This window comes from Streptomyces sp. NPDC101166, assembly GCF_044768125.1.
Lineage (GTDB): Bacteria > Actinomycetota > Actinomycetes > Streptomycetales > Streptomycetaceae > Streptomyces.
The window spans coordinates 174064-195661 of the sequence record NZ_JBIWPF010000012.1; the positions used below are offsets into that span (position 1 = coordinate 174064).

A 21598-nucleotide genomic window follows, 5' to 3' on the forward strand; every position below is an offset into this window, starting at 1 on the left:
CGCGCCCTCCCCTGCTGATAGGCCGTGCACCTGGTCAGATGGCCGTCGGTCCCGTCGGGGCGGAGGGATTGGACGGCGTCACCTGCACGCGGGTCAGGAGGGTGAGGACCGCGAGGACGAGCACGTTGATCGCACCAACGGTCTCCTGCGACACCTCGTATCCGTATGCGGCGACCGCAGTGGCACCGGCGGCGACGATCGCCGTGAAGGCCTGCGGGGCGACCGGCCGGGTCATGGCCGCCGCGATGCCGCCGAGGACCGCGGACACGACGGCGACGGTCGCGCCGGCCTGCGCGGCGGTCAGGCTGGTGATGCCGAGGCTGACGACGAGGCCGAGCACCGCCGAGAGGGTGTTCAGGACGACGACGGGCTCTCTGCCGAAGATACGCATGGGCTACTCCTTGGTGCTGGCGGCGAGGAGCCGCTCGAGGGCGTTGGCGATCCGGTCGAGCCGGGCGAGAACTTCGGCGTGGTGCTTGTCCTGCCAGCGCAGGAAGGTGGCCGCAGACCGGAGCGCGTCGGTCCCCTGGGGGGCGGTCGGCGATGCGAACTGCTTCGCCCAGACGGCGTCCGCGATCTCCTTGGCGGTGGGCATGTCGTCCTCCTGGGGGGCGGGCTTGGGGGTGGTAGTGCTCGGGCGAGGCGCGCCCTTCTGCACCCAGGCGTACAGGGGGCCGCCGGGGCAGTCGGTGGCGTAGCCGTCGCGGTGGCCCCGGATTTCGTTCCCGGCGCCGTGCTGGCGGAGGAGTTCGATGCCGTCGCGGATCGCGCCGAGCATGGCGTCCGTCGGCTTCGTCAGCCCTTCGCTGCCCACGAGGCCGACGATCGCGTAGTGCGCGCGGTTGAGGTCCTGGTTTCCGTTGGCCCCGGTACGCCTACCGATGCCGCGGCCCTCAAGGAGGTAACCGTGCGGGCAGGCCGCGTAGTTGTACGCGACGTCGGAGTAGTTCTCCTTCGTGTTCGCGAGGTGGCTGGCGCGGATGTTCTTCCACTCGGTGATGCACGCGGCGTGGTCGTCAAGGAGCTTGGTGGAGACCGGAGTCCCCTCGTAGTGGACCTTGACGCCCTTCGTGGACGTCTGGGTCGGCGCTTCCGACGCTGGCCAGCCGAGCTGGGCTCTGGTGACGAGCTTCATCGCGGGCCCCTTTCGGGCATGAAAAAAGCCCCTGGTCGGGGCGGCGTTGGGGTCAGCTGCAGGGGTAGCTGACCGGGGGGATCCAGACGCGTCCGTCGCCGGGTGTGCCGGTGGTGGGCGCGTAGGCGAGCGGGGCGAGCAGCGTGTCCGCGGTCGCCTCGTTGCGCTGGCCGATCCACAGGTCGACGATCTGCCAGGGCCGGCCGTCGAGGACGGTCACGGTGCGGGGCTGGCCGCCGCACGAGTTGGGGCTGAAGATCCTGCGGCCCCACGCGGGCGCGCCCCAGCCGACGTTCCCCGGCGCCGTCCAGCCGGAGTACAGCGACGTCGACGTGGCGTAGCCGGTGGGCGTGCCCGCGCAGTAGCCGCAGCCCTGGTCTGAGTAGGTCAGCACCCAGCGCTGGAACGTTTCGTCCCACCAGCCGCCAGGGCCCTCGATCGGGCCGCCCGCGCCGGCGACCTTGCGGACGCCCGTCCCTGTGCCGCCGCTGCCGCTGTAGTTGAGTTCCTCGAGGTTCAGCTGGGCGGCGCCGGGCATCGAGCAGACGATCGCCGGGCGGGTGGCCGGGCGTTCGATCATCCCGAAGTCGCCGTTGCCGGCGCAGACGCTCAACGACGGCTTGTTGTACGAGCCGTTCGGGGTGACCCCGGGACCGCACGGTCCGGCGAGCGAGGCGCAGCCCATCACGTTGTAGGCGTTCGCTCCGCTGTCGCTGTAGTGCCTCGGCGAGTTGAACCAGAGGATGGGGACGCCGTCGTCGTACCCCCAACCCGACCGCTGGATCAGCCTCGGGTTGAAGCAGCCCTGGCCAGTGCCGCCGCAGGTCTCCTGCCAGGACCGTTTCGACCACGGGTCCTGGCTGTTCGGGTTGAACAACAGCTTCGGCGTGGACCATGGGCCGTCCAGGCTCGACGCCGTGGACACGCCGAACCCGCACCACGGCGTGTCCTGGACGTACCACTCGTAGGAGCAGCCGTACATCGACCCGTACATGTAGTACGTCGTGCCGACCTTCTTGATCGTGACGTCGTGCAGGTCCAGGCCCTGGATCAGCACCGGCGCCGGTGGCGTCTCTGGCTCGGTGGCGGCCGGCGAGCTCGCGCCGAGCAGTGCAGCGGCGGTGAGGATGAACGCGGCCAGGGCGGCACGAACGCGGCGCACAAAAGACTCCAGACATGAAGAAAGCCCCCGTAGGGGCGGCGAGGTGGCGGGCGGTCAGAGCTGCCGGAGCCGCAGGTAGCGGTAGCGGAGGTTGCCGGTGCCAGACACGACGCGGTGCTTGAGCGTCACAGTCACGGTCTCGCCCGCGGCGCAGGGGATGACCTGCGTGACGACGAACGGGCCTGCAGAGGAGGTGTCACCCCACTGAGTGGCGGCCTCATTGTTCGCGGTGTAGATCGTGCCGGTCGACGAGCCAGTGGCGTCGAACGAGCTCAGCGTGTTGGAGCCGCTGGAGTTGTCGCAGCGGACCCCGAACGTAACCTCAACCTGCCCGGACTGGGGGCCGACGATCGTGTCGGACAGGGTGAACGAGCTGTTCACGAAGCTGGTGCTGGTAACGGTGCGGCTCGTGGGGTCGTCGACGAACTCCGTGTTTAGAGCGCGACCGAGCTCCACCCAGGTGCTGCCGTCGTACACGTAGAGCCGGTTGACGTCCTGGAGCCAGGTCACCATGCCCTCGGCGGGCGCCGTCGCCCCGGTGAGAGCAGCGGTGCGGGCCGAGCCGGACGCGTAGCGCAGGACGGAGCGTGCCGCGAGTCCGTTCGCGATGTTCTTGGCGAGGGTCTCGGCGTTGGGCTGCTGGGACAGGTCGGCGACGGAGATGCCCTGCCCGTAGTCGTCTGTAGCCATGGGCTCTCCTCAGCTCAGCCAGTAGGTGGTGGGGGGGATGAACACGAGCGTGCTGACGCTGGGGCCGCGGTACTCGAAGTTGCCGTTGGCGCGGAGGATGCCGCGGAAGGCACCGATGCCCGCGCCGGCGTTGCCGTGGGAGCCGCCGATGACCATGTCGTGGTCGACGAGGGGCCGGATCGCGGTCGGGACGGTGGTGAACACGTCCCCACTCACGAGCGTCGAGCTCTTGGTGAAGCTGCCGCGGATGTGGACGGCGCGGCCGACGATCCGGTACTGCGGCACCTGGTAGGTCGGGGCTGCGGAGAAGCCGGCGGCGAACGGCAGGGCCGTCCACTCGCCGACGCTGGTGGCGAGTCGGCCGAGGGCCAGCCAGTTCCCGGCCCCTGACTGGCTGATGACGACGACGTCGCCCACGGCCGGGTCGGTGAAGTGCTGCAGCCTGCGGATGGCGGGGATGCTGTCGGCGTCGACGGTTCCGTCGGCGTTCACTGCGGTGATGACGGCCTGTTTCCAGTCGGAGCCGCGGACGCTCGGCGCCCGCTCGCCCGTGCGTCTGGCCTGCTGCTTGAGCGCCTGGGCGAGGTCGCGGTGGACGCCCTGCCCGGACTGCTGGATCATGCGTCCTCCTTCGCCGAGATCGTCGAGATTGGGAAGTCGCCGTCGCGCGTCAGTGGCACCGTGAAGGACGCCGCCTGCTGGAGTTCGCGGCTGCTGTCCGGGTGGATGAGCCGCAGGATGTCGCCTGGCTCCAGCGCCGGGTTCGGCAGGCTTGAGATGTCACCCGAGGCGTTCGGTGCCTTGGCCTGCGCCAGCAGCAGCGTCGCCGCGGCCGTGCACGCGTTCGTCGTGATCAGCGTGGGAGAGGAGTAGAAGCGCGGCCGCCGGCCGTAGGGCCCGCCCCAGTACGTGGGGCTGTTCGGGTCGGAGTCCGTGACCAGGGCAGAGACCGGCGCCACGTTGTCGGCAGTGTTCTCGCCTCTGGCCAGCACGCCGTTGTGGACGCCCGCGCTGGACATGCCGCGGTTCGCGCGGATGTACACCCCGCTCTCCCCCGCCTCGATGTCCCACACCGGGCTCGCGGTCGCGATGTCTGGCAAGGTGGCGATGACCGCCACCCCGTCGGCGTTGAAGTAGACCTCGGCGCCTGCCGCGGCGGCGATCTCCTGACAGGCCGCCCACGGATCGGCCTCGACATCGAAGATGCGGCGGCCGATCGCTGTGTCGACGATCGTGGACGTCACCTCGGCGTCAGCCAGGGAGCGTTGTACGAGCGCGGTCACTGCGGAGACGACGGTGCCCGACGCCAGCCACGGCGCGGTGAGCTTGTCGTCCTGGACGACTGCGGCGAGGTCTTTGCCCTGCAGGGTGACCGGGCCGTCGTTGACGTCGCCGCCGACCTCGTCCAGGCGGAACACGCCGAGCGGCACCGTCTCCGTGCTGCCGTCGCCGTAGTAGACGCCGCGGGCGATCCGCAGCCGTGCCCCGTAGACGGCGAGCTGATCCGTCGGGGTGCGCGGGATCAGAGTCGGGTCGGCGATGGTGACCGTGCAGGTGCGGCGGATCGCCTGCGACCGGTCGACCTGCACCGACCCGCCCGTGTGCTCCAGCGGCAGCACCCGGCCGTCGGTGAGGAAGAGCTGCACCTCGGTGGCGACTTGATGCGACTCGGCGATGCGCGCCAGAAAGCGGTCGGAGACCGGATACACGACGGCCCCCCTACTTCCGCTGGTCGAGGAGCACGTCCTCCCACGTCTCGTAGGCGTCCAGCACCTGCTGCCACGTCGAGAACGTGCTGAGGACGTCCTGCCAGGTGCGGGCTGCGGATCCGTTCACGCCGACCGTGACCGGCATGTCGGCCTCCGTCAGCGGCAGCGTCCACTCCCGCCACTCCTCCGTCGCCAGCGGACTGATCCGGGGCCGGGCGACGGGGCCGACGTTGACGTACACGTCGTCCTCGCCCATGCCCGGGGCGACCTGCCACAGCAGGACGTTCCCGCTGCTGAGCAGCCGCCGCAGGTCTTTGCGTTCGGTGTCCGAGCGGGTCCAGACGACGAGTTCGCCCTCCTGGCCGCCGCGGGAGTCGGAGAGGATCACCGCGTTCTGCCGGTTGCGGATCTTGTGCACGGTCTGCTCGATCGGATCCGCCCAGTCGGGGGGCCGTTTCACCATCACCTGCATGTTTCGCTGCGGGTTGCCCGGGTCCTTCAGCCAGCAGAGGTTCACGTCGTCCAGGTCGACCGTGACCGTCGCCGACGACCTCGTCGACGCCAGCACGCCGGCCGCCGTGTACAGCTCGACGTAGTAGGAGACGGGCGTCTCCAGCGGCGCCTCATGGTCCTCGACGATCAGCAGGTCCGAGGTGATGACGTCCTGGTCGTACAGGCCGGACGGCCCGCGAACCCTCGTGCGGGTGCCGTCGGAGGAGACCCGGTAAATCGTGACCAGCTGGTCGACGGTCAGCTCCCGCAGCGTGAGGGTGACGTAACCGTCGGCGTCGCGCTCGGCGACCGCGGTGAGCGGCAGCACCTGCCACAGGGCAGCGGCGTCCATCCACAGGCTCGACGACACCGCGCCCGCGACGCCCACCACCTCGACGGCCGCCTTCGCCGCGCCCGCAGGGGCGATCGCGTCCGTCGTCATCGCGAACCACGACCCGGCGGGCAGCGAGTAGCCGGTACCGGTAGAAACGCCGAGGTCGACGTTCGAAGCGTCGTACCAGCGGATCTTCACCGTCACCGACGTCCACGAGCCGGCGTTCAACCGGCAGGCCACCTGCGCCCGGAAATTCAACCCCGGAGCGCCCGCCACCGGCCACAGGCCCGAGCGCCACGTCGACGAGGTCGCCGTCGCCGAGGACACGGCCAGCGAATAGTTCCCGATGTAGGCGGCGCCGCCCCACGGGGTGGACCGGGCCAGCGTCGCCACACCGGACACCGTCGACCAACCGCCCGTCGACTGCTCGAAGCTGCCGTTGGCGTAGGGCAGAACCGTGCCGGTGATGATCGGCGGAGCAGGGCGCAGGACCGCCGTGTCCACCCGCAGCACCTGACCGGCCGTCGCACTGTCCAGGCCCACAGCCAGCGACACCGACGCGGTACCCGCAGGCGCGAAGTCGGTGACGAACTGGCGGTAGGCGCCCGTGCCCGGCGCCGCCAACGTGGACCGGGTCGCCTGCAGTTGGGTGCCGGCACCGTTGTAGAAGCGGAGCTCCACCCAGGCGGTCGACCCGGACGTGGGCGGGTTGAGGTAGAGGTAGCCCAGGTACTCGACGCCGGCCGTCGCAGCCGGGCGTTCCACGAGGCGCATCGCCGCGTTGCCGTTGGCGGTGACCGTCATCGACGGCATGTGGCCGCCGCCCCAGTACCAGTCCACCGGCCACGTCAGCGCAGGCACCGTGCGGCTGACCGTGCAGTTCGTGTCGACCGTCCATGCGGAGGCGTCGACCTCGCCCGCCTCCGAGTTGAACGCGACCATGTTGCCGGAGGTGCGGATCGGCAGACCCAGGTACACGTTCTCGAAGTACGTGTTGACGTTCGCGGCGCCGGGGGTCATCGCCGACAGCAGCACCTGTGCCTTCGTCGCCCCCGCCGGCGCGGCCCCGGCGACGCCGATGCGGTGCCAGGCCGCCGTCGCCGTGGCCGTCGTCAACGACCACGTGACGGAGACCTCGGCCCCCGCAGCGGTCAGCCAGCGGATCCCGATCCGCTCCGGGACCGTCGACGCGCTCGCGTCCGCGAAGGCGTAGTACGTCGTGCCCGCCGCGACCGGATACGAGGATACGGTGCGGGCCTGCGCCTCCCCCGCCGCCACGGACTTGACGACCAGGCAGCCGTCGCCATTACGGCCACCGCTGCCCTTGCTGATCGTCGCGTTGAGCTTCGCCGTCCAACCCGACGTGTTCGGGTCGACCGACTCCGTCGTCGCGGAGAGGAAGTTCCCGGGGATCGCCACAGAGGGACTCCTCTCAGCTCGCTTCGATGACCTGCAGCAAGGCCTGCTCGTTGCCCTGAATGCGAACGTCGATGAAGCCGGCGAGGGCTTCATCTCGGGTATGGACCTCGACGACGATCGGACGTCCGGCCGCCGCCATGGCGTTGCTCGCCACCCGCCATTGACCTGCGGTCAGGACCGCCTCCGGTTGCCCGGTCGCGTTCACCGCGGTGGTCACGCCCGGCCTGAGCCAGCCGCCTGAGTCGTAGCCCGCGGGGGGCCTGCTGGCGTTCGCCTGCTGGACTCGGGTGATGTTGCCGTAGCGCGAGACGATGTAGCGGATCGCCGCGGCCACGTTGCCGACCGGGTCGAGGATGCCGCGCGAACGCAGCGACGACGGCACGTAGGCCGACCAGGTGCCAGGGATCGTCTGAGCCAGGCCCTGAGACGGGTGACCCGCCTTGGCGTTGGAGTCCCAGCGGTTGATTGCCGAGGCATTCCAGCCGCTCTCACGGGTGATGAGCGTGTTCAGCCCGGCCTGCCACTGGCCGAGCGTTCCCGGTGGGGGCACGCCAGCGGCGCGCAGGGCTGCGTTGATGATGGCCAGGTGACGTCCGGCGGGGATCTTCCCGCCTCCCAGCCCGGATGCCGCAGCGCCCTTCTTGTCGGCCGCGTCGGCGTACCCGAACAGGGTGTTGATCATCTTGTTGGGGATCTGGCGGATCATCTTGCCGAATCCGCTACCCAAGCCGGGCATCCTGCTCAGCAGCGGGTTCACGACGGCCTTAACGCCGGCTCGCGCGGAAGAGCCCAGGGTGTCCTTCAGCCACTTCGTGCCCTTCTTGATGACCTCCCAGGCGTCGGAGCCCACCCCCTTCAGCGCGGAGCCAGCCTTGCCGATCCAGCCGAACAGGCCGCCGCCGTCCTTGAAGGCGGGAAGCGGTCCGGTCCCTCCGGCGGCAGCCCACTTGCGGAGCGACATCACCGCGCCGTGGCCGCCCGCGCCCCTGACCTCCTTGGCCGTCCACACGTGCTCGTTCTTGCTGAGCCACGCCGGGACATCGTCGGACGTCTCAGTGCCCGCACCGAACACGGGGCCGCCTGTGGCGAACTTGTAGGCACCCAGCTTCGGTGCCCCGAACGCCCCGGCGACCTTGTTCCAGACGCCGACGATGCCCTTGTTGTAGACGGTGTCGACGATGAACTGGACGGGCGCGCGGGCGATGCCCTTCACCTTGTCCCAGGCCAGCTTGATGGCGTTCTTTGCCGCCTCGAATGCCCTGCCGAGCTGGCCGGTCGCCGCCTTCATCGCGTTGAACGTGAGCTTGACGCTCGAGTTCCACACGGCGGAGATGACGTTCTTGATGCCGTTCATGGCAGGCGAGATGGCGCTGACCCACAGCCACTTGGCCCAGCCGCCGAGGACCTTCAGCCCGGCGACGAAGTAGCCGAACACCACCTTCACGCCGGCCCAGGTGAGGCGGACCGCCGCGAGGATCAGGTCGAACACGGGCTTGACGGCGACGAAGTACAACCAGCGCACCCAGCCGCCGACCGTCCGCAGGATCGTCATGACCAGCCCGGCGTACAGCTTCACGCCGGTCCACCACAGCTTGAAGGCGCCGACGATCCAGCCGATCACCGGTTGGATGGCGTTGCGCCACAGCCACACCGCCACATCGCCTACGCCGCGCAGCACCCCCATGACCAGGCCGGCGTACAGCTTCACGCCGGTCCACCACACCTTGAAAGCCACCAGGAACACGACGCCGTAGATCGTGGCGACGATGCGGGCCGCGGTGGAGATGAAGCCGAACACCGGCTTGAGCACCGTGTTCCACAACCACAGCGCGCCGTCGGCGACGTACTTCCAGCCCGTGACCAGGCCGTCGATGGTCGGCTTGAGCACGCTGTTCCAGGCCCACTTGGCAGCGGTCTGGATGCCCTGCCAGGCGGCCATCACGATCGAGCGAAAGGTCTCGCTGCGTTTCCAGGCGATGACGAGGGCGGCACCGAGGGCCACCACGGCGATCGCGATCAGCACGAACGGGTTGATGGCCATGACCGCGTTCAGCAGGGCCTGCGCGGCGGCGAAGCCGTTCGTGACGGCGGTCCCCACGAGGATCGCCGCTCGGTACGCGCTGAAGACCGCGGTGACGAAGCCGGTTGCGATGGCCTGGGCGTTCAACGCCAGAGTCAGGCCGCCGACCGCGATGGCCATCGGCGTCAGCCAGATGCCCCACTCGCGGAACCAGTTGATCACGGCGGAGACGACGCTGGTCACCGCCTGAAAGGCGGGGACGAGGTTGTCGTTCATGACGTGCGCGACCGTGGAGACCACGGGCAGGAGCTGGCCGCCGAGGAAGTCGACGAAGCCCTGCTTCAGCGTCCGCGTGAACACCTCGATCTCGTGCGCCGGGCCGGAACGGATCGTCTTGCCGACCTTGTCCGCAGCCCCACCAACCTGCCCCAGCCCCTTCGCCGCGCTGGAGGGATCCATGGCGAACAAGGCCTTGCCCAAGTCCTCCGCCTGGGTGCCGAACAACTGCACGGCGATCTGGCTTTGCTTGACGGGGTCCTTGATGCCGCGCAGCTTGTCCAGCGTGACGTCGAGGACGCCGTTCGCGGCGGACCCGCCCTTGGCGAACTTCGCCGCCATGTCGTCCGCGTTCAAGCCCAGCGCCTTGAAGCCGTCCGCGGACGACTTCGAGCCGTCCACCGCGCGGATGCTGAACTCCTTGATGGCGTCCGCCGCCAAGTCGGCGTCCCGGGCGCCACCCTTGATGGCCTGGTTGATCAGGCCGATCGCCGAGGCGCCGTCCAGGCCGGCCTTACGGAACTGGGTGCCGTACTCGTTCACGGTGTCCAGCAGGTCGCCCGCCTTGTCGGCGCCCGACTGGAAACCCGTGGTGATCAGGTCGAATGCCTGGTCGGCGTTCTTGGCCAGGCCCGTCCGCAGCATCTGCGACACCGCGTTGGTGACGCCGCCGAGATCCTGACCGAAGACATTGGCCAGGTCGGATGCCTTCGTGGCGATCTGCTGCAACTGGGCGTTCGTCGCATCCGGCGGGGCGAGACCGGACTGCACCACGGACTTGATGGCGTCCGCGGCCTCCTGAAAGGAGCCGGCCACACCGCTCGAATAGAGCTCGCCCGCCACCTTGCCCTGCGCCGCCGCCACCTTGTTGCTGGTGCCGAGCTGCGCCTGAAGCGACGAGGTGATGTTCGCCTGCTCCATCGCCTCGCCGATGCCCGCCACCAGCAGCGCGCCGGCAGCAGCACCGGCCGCAGCGGCGCCGAGCTTCAGCTTGTCCTTCAGCCCGCCGCCCGCAGCCTGACCGGCCTCGCCGCCCGCATCAGCGGCCGGCCCGACGAGCTGACGGCGCAACTCGTCGGAGATGCCGCGAATGCTGGGCACAATCTGCAAAGTTGCGTAGCCGACGGTGGGCATCGATCACCTCCGATGTCCAGGTCAGGCGATGCGCCCCTCGGCGATGGCCCTCTCGCGCTCGCGTTTGCGGCGGCGTGCGTCCTCCAGCTTCGCCAGCCGAGACGGCGAGGCGGCGCGTCCGGCGGGCTTCGCCCACCACCGCGGGTAGGGCTTCGGCTTCTTCGGCTTGGCCTTCTTCTCGTCGGAGTTGGCCAGCGCGAAGTGCCAGTCGAGGGTGCTGACCGCGTCGAAGAGGTCGGCCAGCAGGATCTGCTCCCCTGTCGGCTCCGGGATGCCGTCGTTGAGAGCGGTCCGCGTGGCCGAGTCCGGAGACAGGCCCCGCACGTAACTGGCCAGCTCCCGCCAGGTCAGGTTCCCGGTGAACAGGTCGCGCAGGCGGACCCCGTACTCGCGCCGGAGGTCAGCCTCGAGGGCTCTGCCGTGCCTCCGGATCAGCTGCCGGAGGCTTCGGATTCCCCCGGCTCCAGCCCGCAGTGCTTGCGGTAGGCCGTGAACAGGGCCTTCATCTTGTACTGGGGAAAGTTCAGCTTGCGGAAGCCGGCCCACTGGTCGCCGAGGGAGATCTTGAAGATGCCGACCATGGCGGCGACTTCGCCGCCCTCTGCGGCCTCGACCAGATCCCAGATGTTCAGGCCCTCCATGTGGGCGAACTCCCAGCGCCGACCGTCGTAGTGAACGCGGAAGGGCCGCAGCTCAACCTCGGACTGGACGGCGTCCAAGTTGAAGTCGAAGGGCTCGCTGTCGGTGGGCTTGGGCGCGGTTCGGGTGGTCATGCGCGGTTCTCGCTCTCGGGCGTCGCGGACTTGAGGATCTGGACACTGAGCGCGGGCAGCGTCAGGGTGACGAGGCCGGCGCCGTCGGGGTTGAGGGAGACGGCCATCTGCTCGGCTTGGATGACCCAGGGGAACGGTTTGCCGTCGACGGTGATGTCGCCGCCCGGCTGGATGACGATGCTCTGCGCGATCGGCACCTCGGCGGGGGCCGCGGGCCGCTGCTGCTCGGCAAGGAGGGAAGCGACGACGCGACTGCGCAGGTGGCGGGGCAGTTGCTGGCCATTCTCGATGAGGCCGAGCCGGACGGCCTGAGCGTCGACCTCGACGTCGGTGAAGGACAGGGCCATGGCGCGGTTCTCCTGCGTGCGCGGTTCAGGGTGAGCCGGGGCGCGGTGAACCGCGCAGAACGCCGCGCCCCGGCAGCTCAGGAGCCGTCCGTGAACTGGCGGTTGAACAGGACCTTGCCCGACGTGGGGAAGATCGTGGCGACCAGCGAGTAGGCGGTCAGATCAGTCTCGTTCTCGGTGATGTCGCCGTCGACGTCGACCTCCGCGTACTGGGCGGTGATCAGGCGCTTGACGATGTCGCCCTCGCGGGTCTCGAACGCCAGCTTGATGCGCTCCGGCTTCGGCACGATCAGCTGCGTGTCGGTGCTGCCCGGCCAGATCAGGCTGCGGGTGGTGGCGTTGTCCTCCAGCACGGTGAAGGACTTCGTCAGCTTGAAGTGGGCGCGGGAGGTGCGGACCAGGATGCCGCCCCAGGCGTACTTGTCGTCGGTGTCCTCGTCGCGGGACTCGGAGAAACCCTCGTCTCCGTCGAGCAGGCCGACGAGCCCCCACTCGACCCCGAACGGATCGTCGACCGTCGCAGGGTCGGTTGCGGTGAGCGGCCCGACGTACACATCAGCGTCAGTCCACAGCGCCGCATTCTGGGGATTTCCGGACATAATGCATCTCCCTTTCTGGGCATGCAAAGAGCCTCCACTGAAGCCAGTGGAGGCTCTCGGCGAAATGAGTGGATCAGATAGTTGCGCAGATGCCCTTCGAGACATTGCAGCGCAGGTGAGCCAGGGAGACGTTCTCAGGAACGTCCTTGCCGCCCAGAGAGCGCGGTATTACGTGGTCCACGCTTGGTGAAAATGGGTCTGGCCAGGAGACGGAAAGGTCGACAGGGCAGCCGCAGAGCGAGCAGTCTGTGCCGTCTCGCCTGGCGAGCTCCCGAGTGGTCATACACCAGCGTCCGCGAGGCCGCAGAGCCAGGCAGTCAGAGCACATGAGAGGCCTATTCGGCCGGAGGCGGCCCGCTCCACCGTCTCGGAGATCAATCACAGCACTGCACGTCATGCAGCTAATGAAGACGCTGCCAGGCTTCCCGTACTTGCGGTTGTAGTCGTAGTGCGCTCTGCAGTAGTTGCGCGACTGCGCAACCCGCCTGCATCCGTCGACTTTGCACAACTGTCCGGCATAACGCTGCACCAAGCGCTCCGCACCGCCGAACTGTCCCGTCTGTTGCTTGCGATAGTGGTGCATTCCGCAGAGTTCGCCCAGCTCCCAAGGGTTTCGGCAGCCGTCGACGGCGCACCTTGGACGCTCGGCAAGCAGCGCGATGCGATAGTGCTTCCTGCACATCCCTCGCTTCTTTGCCGCAGACGTGCAGGATTCAGCGGAGCACGGTCGCCCCATGTTGCTCTGACGACGGGACGAGGACTCGCCGGCACTTCCACTCCGCAGCCATCTGGAGTGGTGCATTGAACACATGCGGCGCGACAACACCTTGACCGGGCGCGCGCAGTCGCCCACGCCGCAGGTAGGCTCGGTCATGTCAGCCTGCTCTCTCAGGTTGGCCACGCCCCGGGACGGTTGCCGCCGTCGCCGGGGTCCGATTTCGCTTTAACTCTACGGCCCCGCAAGGACATTGGGGCGGGCGTTGGCCGTCACGATGAAAGTCGACAGGTCGACTTCCGAGTTCGGGTCAGTTGCCGGCAGTGGTCCGGTCGCTGGCCGGATCGAGCGCAGCAGAGTGCCGTCGTGGCAGACCAGAAGCCCTTGGCACAGCTGTGCCAGGTCGTGGGCTTGGTCGGCGTCCTCGTGCCAGACGGTGACGCGTAGCGTGCAGCGGGCGTTAGCCATAGATCCGTGTGGCAGGCTGGCGTCGAGGCGGACCATCACGTATGGCAGGTGAGGCGTCTCTGGGGAGCGGTCGCCCGGAACGCGGGTGCCGACTTTCACGCCAGCCGTGTACGGCTCGCTGCGCGCGTTGAGCGCCGTGCGCAGGATCTCTGCTCCTCTGGCCTGTACGTCAGGGAAGACGGTCAGCGGTTTCACCTGCTGCGCCTCCATGCGCGTACTTCCAGCCGGGCGAAGCCGGCAGCTCGGGTGAGCACTCCGTCCCGGGCCTGCCAGGCCATTCCGCGGACGTCGACGATGGTGACCGCCGCCGCACTGCGGTCAGTGGTGTAGCTGGCCACGTCCACCTTGATCCCTGCCGGCAGCAGGGCACGGACGTTGGCCGCCACTTCGCCGGCGGTAGCGTCGACGAGCTGGCGAACGTCAGGACTGTTGAGGATCGCCCGGGCCCCGGCCCTGTTCAGGCGGAAGTCGGTCAGCATCGCCGGGTCCCTTCATTCGCAGCCACTGCTCGGCGGTGAACACCCGCTCCGGTGCCCCGCTGATGTTCGTCACCCGCTTGTTCGCGGGCGTCAGAACGCCGCCCTCGGTGTAGGGGTGCTTCTGCATTCGAGCTCCTCTAGCCGGTGCTGCGCCGCATGACGAACTCGATGTGATGAGTGGATGAGTCGACGAAGTCCATGAAGCGCCCGACCTCGCCGACCACGTCGAGAGTCATCCCGCCCCACTCGATGCGATCCCCGGCACGTATGTCGGCGTCGACTCCGGGGGCTGAGATGACCTGCCATCCGGTGACCGCCTGAGAGCGGGTTGCGTCGTTGGCTTCTGTCTGCGTGGCGGGCTGCACGCTGACTCTGGCCACCGGGAGGCGGGCCACTTTGCCCGATGACCAGTCGGTGACGTCGTTGCCGCCGCGGTCCGTCCTAGTCCCTGCCCGCACGCGGACGATGGTCTGATGGAACAAGGACGGCCGCCTTTCACCAGGCCGGCGGCCAGCGTTGACCGCCAGGGTCCGGATACCAGGGTGGGAAGTGATCGCTCAGGCCCACCGAGTAGGCGGCGTCGCCGCTACCCCCGTCGTCGCTGGCGGTGAGCATCTCCAGCTCGGCATCCGTGAGGTACATGCCGCCCGTCTCGCCGAGCGTCTCGGAGTACTGGCCCACGGTGCGTTGCCGGTACCCGCCGGGGTTCGCCATGGTGCGGCGGGCGACGGCGACACTGACCGCTCTGGCCGCATCAGGGTCCGGCACAGTGCCTGCCGGAATGCTGGTGCGGATCAGGGCGGCAATGTCTTCCAGCAGTGCCTCGACCTGGGTGCGCTGCGGCTCTTGCAGGGTCACGGCTGCGCGGGCTTCGTAGTCGGAGACCGTTGCGTAGGCCGCCATGGGCTACCCCTCGGGGGACACGACGCTGGCCTGCTCGCAGGCGGCGATGATCTCGTCGCGGGTCATGCCCGAGTCGACGGTGACACCCTTGCTCTCGGCGAAGGCACGCCAGGCGTCGGCGCCGGACCCCCGACCGGAGCGAGCCGGTTCGGGAACCTCGCCGCTCGTCTCGGGCGAGGGCGAATCCTCGATACCGGTCGAGGAAGCGCCCTGCACGTTCCGCTCGTCCAGCTGCGCCCAGGACGGAACCTCGTCGCCGGGACGCAGCCAGGCCCGCCTCGTTCCGTCCTTGCTGGTGACGTAGACGTGGGCCGCGGACCGGGCGGTCACGAGATCGTTCCGATGTCGGCGCAGAAGGACATGTCCGGGTTGGCGAGGATCGGCAGCGACACGGCGGCCGCCTTCGTCCACACCGCGACCGGGTCCTTGGTGGAGTAGGCGCCCGCCACGATGCCCGGCTCCTCACCCTCCTCGAGGGAGAACTCCGGCTCCAGGGACTCGGCGGTGGTTCCCCACAGGGTGGCACCCATCTCCGAGGACTCCGGGTCGTTGGCGTCGCCCGCCGCCGGGAGCAGGAGCACCTTGTCGCGCGGGATGACGTACTGGCTGCTGCCGCTCACCCTGACCTGCGCGTCGTACACCTCGAACGGCGGCAGGCCGTGCGCCTGGAAGATGCCCTGCAGCGTCGCCTGCGGCACGACGTTTGGAGTTCCCACGACGGTGGCCGCCAGGGCGCGCACCTCCGCGTTGCGGATGAGCAGACCCAGGGCCGCCGAAGAGAGCAGCACGACGCCCGGAGCGACGCCGTTGGTGGTGCGGTACACCTCCGCCCAGGCGATCAGGTCGGTGAGGGGCGTGGCGTTGGCCGTGTCCGTCCATGCCGTGGCGGCGTTGACGGTGTGCGAGGACGACCTTCCGAAGTCGACGGAAGCGATGATGCCGTTCTCCGCCAGATCGATCTTCCCCTTGTAGAGGGCCTCGCCGCGGGCCAGCTCGATGCGGGCGGCGACGGATCGGGTCATGCGCTCGGCGTCGGTGAGGATCTGGCCCCGCACCCTCGTGTTGAGGCGACGCTGGCGCAGCCGGTCGTACTCGCCGAGGCGGATCTTCCGGGACACCGGCGGCAGTTCGCCCGTCACGCGGGTGATGCCGGGCCGCGACCCGATCGGCGACTCGGTGTCGTAGCCGCGGAACGTGGCCGCTTCCGCCAGCCCCTCGGCTCCGCCCCGGTCGAAGCGGTACTGCAGGTCGTCGATGGTCCGGTTCGGCAGCCAGGCAGCGAGCCGGAACCGGTTCTGCTGCATGTCCGCCAGCGCCGCGCGCACGTAGCCGGTGAGCTCGGCCGGGGCGACGTAGTCAGAGTTGATCAGCATGGCGTGTCACCCCTCTCAGAAGAACTTGATGTAGCCGGCGACGTCCGCCTTGCCGGCCGAGTCGACGGCGATGGGCAGCTTCGCGGCCAGCACGGCGCCGTGCCACAGCAGTGCGCCCTGCGGGTCGATGGTGTTGACGCTGGGCGCGTCGACCGCCGTGAGCAGGAACCCGGCGAGCACCTCGGTGCCGTCGGATGCCGCGTTGTTGTACGGGGCGTACTTCCCGGTGGCGGTGATGACGCCGAGCGCCAGACCGGAGGGGAAGTATCCGTTGGGGTAGTGCGTGCCGCTCGTGAAAGCGGACGTGTCGAGGGTGATGGTCCGGGCGTTGTCGGTCCCATGTGCGGACGCCAGCCACGACTGGTCGTCTTGCCCGAACCCTTCCGATACCGGGTTGAGGTTCATGTCCCATCCTCGGGAGTCAGATGCTGGTGGTCTTCTTGCGCGACGCGTACAGGTCGCGGCCGGTGGCGACGGTGGTGGCCTTGTCCCGGGCTCCGCTGCCGCGCGGGCCCTGGTCGAAGCCGCGTCCGTTCTTGGGCTTCGCCTCCGTCTCGGCCTCCGCCTTCTTGTCCGGCTTGGGCGGAGCGAGTCGTTCGACCAGCTCGGCGAGACCGGATTCGTCGATCTCGCCGTCCTCGCCGACGTACTTGGCGAGGTTCAGGTCGTCGGCCACAGAGGCCGCGTTGGGCAACCGCCCGGCTGCGGCGGCGATGAAGCCCTGGCGGGCAAGCTTGCCCGCCAAGCGGACCCGCTCTTCGGCTCGGGCTTTGGCTGTAGCCTCGTCGACCGCCCGTTCTTGCTCGGACATGGACTGCTTGCGCAGTTCGTCGCGCTCCTTGGCGGCGTTCGCGTTTTCCTTCGCCCGGGCCTCGTGCTTGCGCATGAGGGCCTTGTACTTCTCGGCCTCGGCCTTCCAGTCCGTCGTGTCGGCGTTCGAGTCATCCGCAGTCTGCTCTGCGGATTCCGTGCCCGTGTCGGGCTTGCCGTCGTCCTCGGCCTTGGCACCGGCGTCGCCGCCATCCGCGTACAGCGGGGAGAACGGTCCGACCTTGTAGGGGTGAGACCATCCGGCGGCCGCGTCGATCATTCGGCGGCGTGCGAAGGTGCGTGCGCGCATGCTTGGTACTCCCGTGTCGGGTGGTGTGTGAGAAGACGCGGCCGTATCGGCAGCGCCGGTCACCGGCTTGGAATGTCCCGGGGGCCGGTGAAGTCTTGTCGCCTCAAGGCCATGAGTGGCCCGAGCTCGCCGTGCTGGCGGTCGATGATGATGTCCCGGTAATCCGGCAGCCGGCCGCCTCGGTCTGCCTTGCCTGTCCCCTTGGCGACCGCGTCGTGCGCGGCTTCGAGGAGGTCGGGTTCGATTACCTGCCCCGGATCCTGTCCCTCAGGTAGGGGTTTGGTGCCGCAGTCGCATCCGGGATGGATGGGCATCAGGCGTTCTTTCCGGTATCGCTGCGTGGAGGCGATCACGCACATCGCGCAGTTGTACGAGCCGCGAAGGACGCGTCGGTAGAACTGCACGCGGTTGTCAGCTGCGAGGACTTGGCGTGTCGCTTCCGTCCGCACGAGCTGCAGGTCGGTGCCGGTGATCGACGTCAAACGCGATTGCCCTTGCCGCACCGCCTCCGTCATCGACTTGCCGTTCGACAAGGCGGTCCAAACGGTGACGAACGGCCTGCGGTACACCTCTTCCGGGGCCACTCCGCGGATCGCGTCCGGGATCCTGACCCCGGCCGCTGCGGCACCGCCGCCGAACATGTCCCCGACCATCGCCGACAAGTAGGCGTCCGTTAGGGCACCCATCTGCTGCTGCGCTCCGAGGACGACGGGCAGTATCTGTTCGACGAACGCGTCCGCGTCCTCGTCTCGATAGCTCCCTCTCAGCGCGAAGACCTGGAGCGTCAGCGCGATGAGGCGCTGGCGCAGCGCTACCGTCACCGACGCATACCGGGTGTCCAGGGCGGCCTGAGTCGCCTGGCTCATAGCCCGGTCCGATCAGGCGGAGTCGGCTGCGAGGCTGCGGCCCCTTGACCGGCGGGGGCGGGCAGTGCCGCTGTGGCGAGCAGTGCAGCGCCCGCCGCCTCCGAGGTGATCCGACGCACCCGCTGCGGCGATTCGCCCATGTCTTCGGCGAGGATCGCCAACGGGTATCCGATGCTCGACTTCTTCGTCGCCGCATCCGCGATGACGCTCGGATTGAGGCGCCGCGGGTCCGCCCACCGCACCTCGGACTGGGAGTAGTCCCGATCCACGCCGGCCTGACGAGCGCACAGGGCGAGTACGTCCTCCCAGGCTTCGCCGAACGTCGACTGATGCTCTCCCACCTTTGCCAGGTGGTTGACATCCAGGGCGTTGACCGTGTCTGCGGAGATGTTCACCAGGTCGGAGGCGAAGTAGTAGGCCGGCGTGTGGGAGAGGACGAGCATGTCGCGCACGTCGCTCTCGTGCTCCTTCAAGAATCCGCTGAGATCGGTGGCATCCAGCTGACCGAACTTGACGTTCTCGCCCTCGCTCGCCCACAGCGCTGACGGCGATGGCACGAACGGCTGCTCCACGACCTCCAGGCCGGTCGTCGGGTCGGTCCGCTTGCGGAACTTGTGGCCCGTGACATATCCCTGCCGAAACGCCGAGTAGCGTGCCGCCGTCATCCGGTTCAGTACGCCCAGATTGATCCGGTCCTGAATATCCAGGACCCCGCCGAACTCCGGCTGCGGCTCCTCCATCAGATCCGGTCGGCACTCGAACGGGACGACCGGCACCGATCCGAGGTCGTGCTCTTCGAACTCGCCGTCCGGCTCCCACGATTCGGAGCCCCACGGGAGGACTCCTCCGGCGCGCCGCGGCGTCACATAGCGCTGGATCCCGTCCGGGAGGTACACCGTCGCCCGACCCAGGCGGTCGACGTCGTCCCACCACGCCTTCAAGGCCGCGGCCCGCTCACCCGTCGCCGGATCGGTCTCCACGATGACCTGGCGCGGATGCTCGGCCGTGACCAGCGGAGAAGGCGTCTCACCGTCCGGCTCGACCCGCTGCGGGTGCGGTCCGACGATGACGTAGGCCTGGGCCTGCGCCATCACCGTCCGGTAGAGGAGCTTCTGACGCGAGTCCAGCTTGTTGGCCTGCCACCACCGCAGAGCGTCATCGTCTGCGGCGCCCCCCGCGTCAGTGACACCGAGAACCTGCAGACGGTGCACGGGCGCGTCGGCTACGGGCCGGCAGAAGTTGGTTCGGGACTTGCGCTGAAACTCGAGAAACGCGGCGGCCGCGTTCTTCGGCAACGACGGAAGCGGGTGTTTGCCAATGTAGTAGTCCCACCAGCGATCAAGGTCCCTGCGTCGATCCCGCATCCTGCGGCCGAGCCGGAGCAGCCACCAGTCCGGGGTTCCGGGGGTGTCGTCGAGCACGAACTCACCCCCTGATCAGAATGTGAAGCCGCCCATCGGCTCTTCCTCTTCGGCCAACCCCTTGGCCACCGCATCCAGCCGGGCCTGCCAGGCCAACACCGAAGCGATCGCGGCGTCGATCTTGCGAGCCGAGTCCGGATGCTCCTTCATGATCTGGATCCCGGACCGGCTCTTCCGTCGCCGGGCATTGAGTACGTGCCGGGTCAGGACGCTGGAGCCGTCATGCGTGAGCTCGCGGTCAACGACCGCAGAGTGGAACTTGTCCAGCGCCCGCACGATCAGGTTCGAACGACCGCCCGTCATCCACCACTCGATCGGGTGATCACGAGTCGCCTTCACTGACAGGCTGGCACCCCAACGGGCCTCCCAGTCCGCGACATGCCCCTCCCACTTCGCCGGGTCGGCATACATGCCCACCACCCGGTAGCGATTGAATGCCTCTTCGACGGTGGCCAGCACCTCAAGCACTGGCACCCGCCAGCTATCCCCAGCCGGACCGTCCGGCTGCTCCCAGCAGCCGAGCAGAAACACGTGCCCGTCCGACACTCGGCAGCCGACCAGCGCCGTCGCGTCCGTCACGCCGCGGGCGCGTGCCCGGGAACCGTCGAAGCCGAGCGTGATCGCATCCCCGTCCGCGAGCACCTTCCCGGCATCCGCACACCCCGCCCACTCGGGTTGCGACAGCCATGAGTCCGTGGCCGCGGTGATCTGGTTGCCGTAGTAGCGGCGCGCATCCTGGGGATCGGTCGCCGGATCCCACACCTCGGCCGCCAGCCGCTCCAGATCCACCCAGCCACCGGCAAGCTGTGCACTGTCGCCGTAGGCCACAGCCAGGCCAGCCAGCAAAGAAGCACGGTCCGACATGTCCGTCTCTGCAGGCCACTCCCGGTGGTCGTACAGCAGCCCGTCGTCCCGGGCTCGACCCTCCAGGATCTTCCGCCAGTACTCGGCAGACGACTCCGCCACTGAACCCTCACCGGGAACGTAGGCGTTAGGCGACTCGATGCTCGAGCCGCCCGTCTTGCCGAGGTTGCGCCGGATGACCGCAGCAAGCCGCACGCCGCCGTTCGACGGCCGCCACTCCTCGGTCTGGTCCAGCACGCAGAACACCGGCCGGTTACCTTCGCGGCTCGTCGCCGCGCTGGTGACGAACTCGATCCGCCCCTTCGGGAGGTTGACGAACGTCTCCAGCACCTCGAGGCCCCGGTACTCGTCGATGGCGGAACCCTCGCGGAGCATCTCCAGAAGGGGCGCCCACGCGTTGCGGGTCTGATCCTCGGACACCGCGGCCAGCTGCACCCACGGGGTACGCAGATCCGCCCACGGCCGCCCTACTGGATCTCCGTTGGCGTCCCAGCCGTCGAACAGGACGGGGCCCAATGCCTCCGCGCAGGCGATAGCCGCCAGGATCGGAGACTTCCCCCACCCCTTCGGCCGGGACAGAACGCCTCGGCGATAGCGGCGGCGACCGGTCGCAGGATCGATCGTGTAGAAGTTCAGCACGAACTGGGCCTGCTCGCGCGTCAACACCAGCGGCTCAGGATCAGCCCGGTCCGGTGCGGCAAGCATCGCGCCCATCCAGTCCAGCACCAGCCAGCCCAGCGTGGGCAGTTCGCCCTCGTACTGCGGGCCGCGCCACGGCATCAGGACTCCCCGGCGGCCTTCTTGCCCTCGCCGCCAGGCAGAACCCGTAGGTCGCCATACCGCGACCGGGCGCTCGCACCAGACGCCGGCCGCTTCGAATCCGCCTCGTCAGCCGCGGCGAACTGCATGCGCAGCCGTGCCCGGTCCTCCATCGTCGCGCCGAACTTAGCGACCCTCAGCCGGAGCTCAGACGCAGCGGACAGATCGCCCGACCATACGCGGGCGTGCACCAGGGCTGTCGTCAGCAGCTCTTCCCAGTCCGTGCTGGAGAAGTGCTCCGCCTGCGGGGAAGCCTTCCACTTGGCCCACCACTCGACCGTCCGCGGCGGCCAGCGGAACTTCACCGACCGGCCCTCGTCGTTCTTGATGCGGAAGTCCGGCAGGTCCGGCGCCTCTGCCTTCTCGAACCGCAGAACGGTCTGCGCCACCGGGTCCTTGTTCGCTCGGGCCCGCTTGCTCGGGTCCTTAGGCGGCGGCCCAATCCCAGCCATGCTCATACCTCCCGTGTCGGGTACGCCG

The 21598-nt window shown here is 68.8% G+C and carries 25 protein-coding genes; all 25 read right to left on the reverse strand.

All coding sequences use genetic code 11. The features are described from left to right. Positions 1 to 34 precede the first annotated feature (34 nt). Complete coding sequence (locus ACIRS4_RS22120) at positions 35 to 391, reverse strand: hypothetical protein (protein WP_404198519.1); 357 nt, start codon at positions 389 to 391, stop codon at positions 35 to 37. A gap of 3 nt (positions 392 to 394) precedes the next feature. After that, entirely contained in the window at positions 395 to 1135 is a 741-nt protein-coding gene (locus tag ACIRS4_RS22125) for a peptidoglycan recognition family protein (RefSeq protein ID WP_404198521.1), read from the reverse strand. Positions 1136 to 1187: 52 nt separating this feature from the next. Next, positions 1188 to 2297: a hypothetical protein gene (locus ACIRS4_RS22130; protein WP_404198524.1), complete on the reverse strand. Its 1110-nt coding sequence runs from the start codon at positions 2295 to 2297 to the stop codon at positions 1188 to 1190. A gap of 54 nt (positions 2298 to 2351) precedes the next feature. Further along, the gene (locus ACIRS4_RS22135) at positions 2352 to 2987 is read right to left on the reverse strand and encodes a hypothetical protein (RefSeq protein ID WP_404198527.1); all 636 of its coding nucleotides are present in this window, start codon (positions 2985 to 2987) and stop codon (positions 2352 to 2354) included. Positions 2988 to 2996: 9 nt separating this feature from the next. Beyond that, on the reverse strand, positions 2997 to 3608 hold the full coding sequence (locus tag ACIRS4_RS22140; protein ID WP_404198530.1) for a hypothetical protein: 612 nt from the start codon (positions 3606 to 3608) through the stop codon (positions 2997 to 2999). After that, positions 3605 to 4696 (reverse strand): DUF5047 domain-containing protein, encoded by a 1092-nt coding sequence (locus tag ACIRS4_RS22145; protein ID WP_404198532.1) that lies wholly within the window; start codon positions 4694 to 4696, stop codon positions 3605 to 3607. The genes ACIRS4_RS22140 and ACIRS4_RS22145 overlap by 4 nt, the downstream gene beginning before the upstream one ends. A gap of 10 nt (positions 4697 to 4706) precedes the next feature. Continuing rightward, on the reverse strand, positions 4707 to 6941 hold the full coding sequence (locus ACIRS4_RS22150; protein ID WP_404198535.1) for a hypothetical protein: 2235 nt from the start codon (positions 6939 to 6941) through the stop codon (positions 4707 to 4709). A gap of 13 nt (positions 6942 to 6954) precedes the next feature. Next, the gene (locus ACIRS4_RS22155; protein WP_404198538.1) at positions 6955 to 10371 is read right to left on the reverse strand and encodes a phage tail tape measure protein; all 3417 of its coding nucleotides are present in this window, start codon (positions 10369 to 10371) and stop codon (positions 6955 to 6957) included. A gap of 21 nt (positions 10372 to 10392) precedes the next feature. Beyond that, a complete protein-coding gene (locus ACIRS4_RS22160) occupies positions 10393 to 10695 on the reverse strand; it encodes a hypothetical protein (protein ID WP_404198540.1) in 303 nt (100 codons plus the stop codon). A gap of 107 nt (positions 10696 to 10802) precedes the next feature. Beyond that, a complete protein-coding gene (locus tag ACIRS4_RS22165) occupies positions 10803 to 11144 on the reverse strand; it encodes a hypothetical protein (protein WP_404198543.1) in 342 nt (113 codons plus the stop codon). Beyond that, complete coding sequence (locus ACIRS4_RS22170; protein ID WP_404198546.1) at positions 11141 to 11491, reverse strand: hypothetical protein; 351 nt, start codon at positions 11489 to 11491, stop codon at positions 11141 to 11143. Before ACIRS4_RS22170 ends, ACIRS4_RS22165 begins: the two co-directional genes overlap by 4 nt. 77 nt (positions 11492 to 11568) lie before the next feature. After that, positions 11569 to 12090: a hypothetical protein gene (locus ACIRS4_RS22175; protein WP_404198549.1), complete on the reverse strand. Its 522-nt coding sequence runs from the start codon at positions 12088 to 12090 to the stop codon at positions 11569 to 11571. 73 nt (positions 12091 to 12163) lie between these two features. Further along, positions 12164 to 12964 carry an HNH endonuclease gene (locus ACIRS4_RS22180; RefSeq protein ID WP_404198929.1) on the reverse strand — a complete coding sequence of 267 codons (801 nt, stop codon included), beginning with the start codon at positions 12962 to 12964 and terminating at the stop codon, positions 12164 to 12166. Positions 12965 to 13039: 75 nt separating this feature from the next. Further along, positions 13040 to 13483, reverse strand: coding sequence for a hypothetical protein (locus ACIRS4_RS22185; protein ID WP_404198552.1), 444 nt, complete (start codon positions 13481 to 13483; stop codon positions 13040 to 13042). After that, positions 13465 to 13752, reverse strand: coding sequence for a hypothetical protein (locus ACIRS4_RS22190; RefSeq protein ID WP_404198555.1), 288 nt, complete (start codon positions 13750 to 13752; stop codon positions 13465 to 13467). The genes ACIRS4_RS22185 and ACIRS4_RS22190 overlap by 19 nt, the downstream gene beginning before the upstream one ends. 137 nt (positions 13753 to 13889) lie before the next feature. After that, positions 13890 to 14234, reverse strand: a complete 345-nt coding sequence (locus ACIRS4_RS22195) for a hypothetical protein (RefSeq protein WP_404198558.1) — start codon at positions 14232 to 14234, stop codon at positions 13890 to 13892. Between the two features lie 13 nt (positions 14235 to 14247). Continuing rightward, positions 14248 to 14655 carry a hypothetical protein gene (locus tag ACIRS4_RS22200; RefSeq protein WP_404198561.1) on the reverse strand — a complete coding sequence of 136 codons (408 nt, stop codon included), beginning with the start codon at positions 14653 to 14655 and terminating at the stop codon, positions 14248 to 14250. 3 nt (positions 14656 to 14658) lie between these two features. Continuing rightward, positions 14659 to 14985 (reverse strand): hypothetical protein, encoded by a 327-nt coding sequence (locus tag ACIRS4_RS22205; protein ID WP_404198563.1) that lies wholly within the window; start codon positions 14983 to 14985, stop codon positions 14659 to 14661. Beyond that, entirely contained in the window at positions 14982 to 16028 is a 1047-nt protein-coding gene (locus ACIRS4_RS22210; RefSeq protein WP_404198566.1) for a major capsid protein, read from the reverse strand. The genes ACIRS4_RS22205 and ACIRS4_RS22210 overlap by 4 nt, the downstream gene beginning before the upstream one ends. A gap of 15 nt (positions 16029 to 16043) precedes the next feature. Next, positions 16044 to 16433, reverse strand: a complete 390-nt coding sequence (locus ACIRS4_RS22215) for a head decoration protein (protein ID WP_404198569.1) — start codon at positions 16431 to 16433, stop codon at positions 16044 to 16046. Between the two features lie 16 nt (positions 16434 to 16449). Beyond that, positions 16450 to 17148, reverse strand: a complete 699-nt coding sequence (locus ACIRS4_RS22220; protein ID WP_404198572.1) for a hypothetical protein — start codon at positions 17146 to 17148, stop codon at positions 16450 to 16452. 59 nt (positions 17149 to 17207) lie between these two features. Beyond that, positions 17208 to 18014 (reverse strand): hypothetical protein, encoded by an 807-nt coding sequence (locus ACIRS4_RS22225; protein ID WP_404198574.1) that lies wholly within the window; start codon positions 18012 to 18014, stop codon positions 17208 to 17210. Continuing rightward, positions 18011 to 19435 (reverse strand): phage portal protein, encoded by a 1425-nt coding sequence (locus ACIRS4_RS22230; protein WP_404198577.1) that lies wholly within the window; start codon positions 19433 to 19435, stop codon positions 18011 to 18013. The genes ACIRS4_RS22225 and ACIRS4_RS22230 overlap by 4 nt, the downstream gene beginning before the upstream one ends. Positions 19436 to 19450: 15 nt before the next feature. Beyond that, positions 19451 to 21079: a terminase gene (locus ACIRS4_RS22235; RefSeq protein ID WP_404198580.1), complete on the reverse strand. Its 1629-nt coding sequence runs from the start codon at positions 21077 to 21079 to the stop codon at positions 19451 to 19453. Continuing rightward, positions 21079 to 21507 (reverse strand): hypothetical protein, encoded by a 429-nt coding sequence (locus ACIRS4_RS22240; protein ID WP_404198583.1) that lies wholly within the window; start codon positions 21505 to 21507, stop codon positions 21079 to 21081. Before ACIRS4_RS22240 ends, ACIRS4_RS22235 begins: the two co-directional genes overlap by 1 nt. Positions 21508 to 21598: the final 91 nt, after the last annotated feature.

Bases quoted from the DNA above. Each gene is read 5' to 3' on its own strand.
- ACIRS4_RS22215 (WP_404198569.1), bottom strand. From the start codon at position 16,433: ATGAACCTCAACCCGGTATCGGAAGGGTTCGGGCAAGACGACCAGTCG.
- ACIRS4_RS22175 (WP_404198549.1), bottom strand. From the start codon at position 12,090: ATGTCCGGAAATCCCCAGAATGCGGCGCTGTGGACTGACGCTGATGTG.
- ACIRS4_RS22180 (WP_404198929.1), bottom strand. From the start codon at position 12,964: ATGACCGAGCCTACCTGCGGCGTGGGCGACTGCGCGCGCCCGGTCAAG.
- ACIRS4_RS22135 (WP_404198527.1), bottom strand. From the start codon at position 2,987: ATGGCTACAGACGACTACGGGCAGGGCATCTCCGTCGCCGACCTGTCC.
- ACIRS4_RS22220 (WP_404198572.1), bottom strand. From the start codon at position 17,148: ATGCGCGCACGCACCTTCGCACGCCGCCGAATGATCGACGCGGCCGCC.
- ACIRS4_RS22125 (WP_404198521.1), bottom strand. From the start codon at position 1,135: ATGAAGCTCGTCACCAGAGCCCAGCTCGGCTGGCCAGCGTCGGAAGCG.
- ACIRS4_RS22140 (WP_404198530.1), bottom strand. From the start codon at position 3,608: ATGATCCAGCAGTCCGGGCAGGGCGTCCACCGCGACCTCGCCCAGGCG.
- ACIRS4_RS22200 (WP_404198561.1), bottom strand. From the start codon at position 14,655: ATGGCGGCCTACGCAACGGTCTCCGACTACGAAGCCCGCGCAGCCGTG.
- ACIRS4_RS22190 (WP_404198555.1), bottom strand. From the start codon at position 13,752: ATGCTGACCGACTTCCGCCTGAACAGGGCCGGGGCCCGGGCGATCCTC.
- ACIRS4_RS22235 (WP_404198580.1), bottom strand. From the start codon at position 21,079: ATGCCGTGGCGCGGCCCGCAGTACGAGGGCGAACTGCCCACGCTGGGC.
- ACIRS4_RS22210 (WP_404198566.1), bottom strand. From the start codon at position 16,028: ATGCTGATCAACTCTGACTACGTCGCCCCGGCCGAGCTCACCGGCTAC.
- ACIRS4_RS22185 (WP_404198552.1), bottom strand. From the start codon at position 13,483: ATGGAGGCGCAGCAGGTGAAACCGCTGACCGTCTTCCCTGACGTACAG.
- ACIRS4_RS22155 (WP_404198538.1), bottom strand. From the start codon at position 10,371: ATGCCCACCGTCGGCTACGCAACTTTGCAGATTGTGCCCAGCATTCGC.
- ACIRS4_RS22120 (WP_404198519.1), bottom strand. From the start codon at position 391: ATGCGTATCTTCGGCAGAGAGCCCGTCGTCGTCCTGAACACCCTCTCG.
- ACIRS4_RS22225 (WP_404198574.1), bottom strand. From the start codon at position 18,014: ATGAGCCAGGCGACTCAGGCCGCCCTGGACACCCGGTATGCGTCGGTG.
- ACIRS4_RS22170 (WP_404198546.1), bottom strand. From the start codon at position 11,491: ATGGCCCTGTCCTTCACCGACGTCGAGGTCGACGCTCAGGCCGTCCGG.
- ACIRS4_RS22165 (WP_404198543.1), bottom strand. From the start codon at position 11,144: ATGACCACCCGAACCGCGCCCAAGCCCACCGACAGCGAGCCCTTCGAC.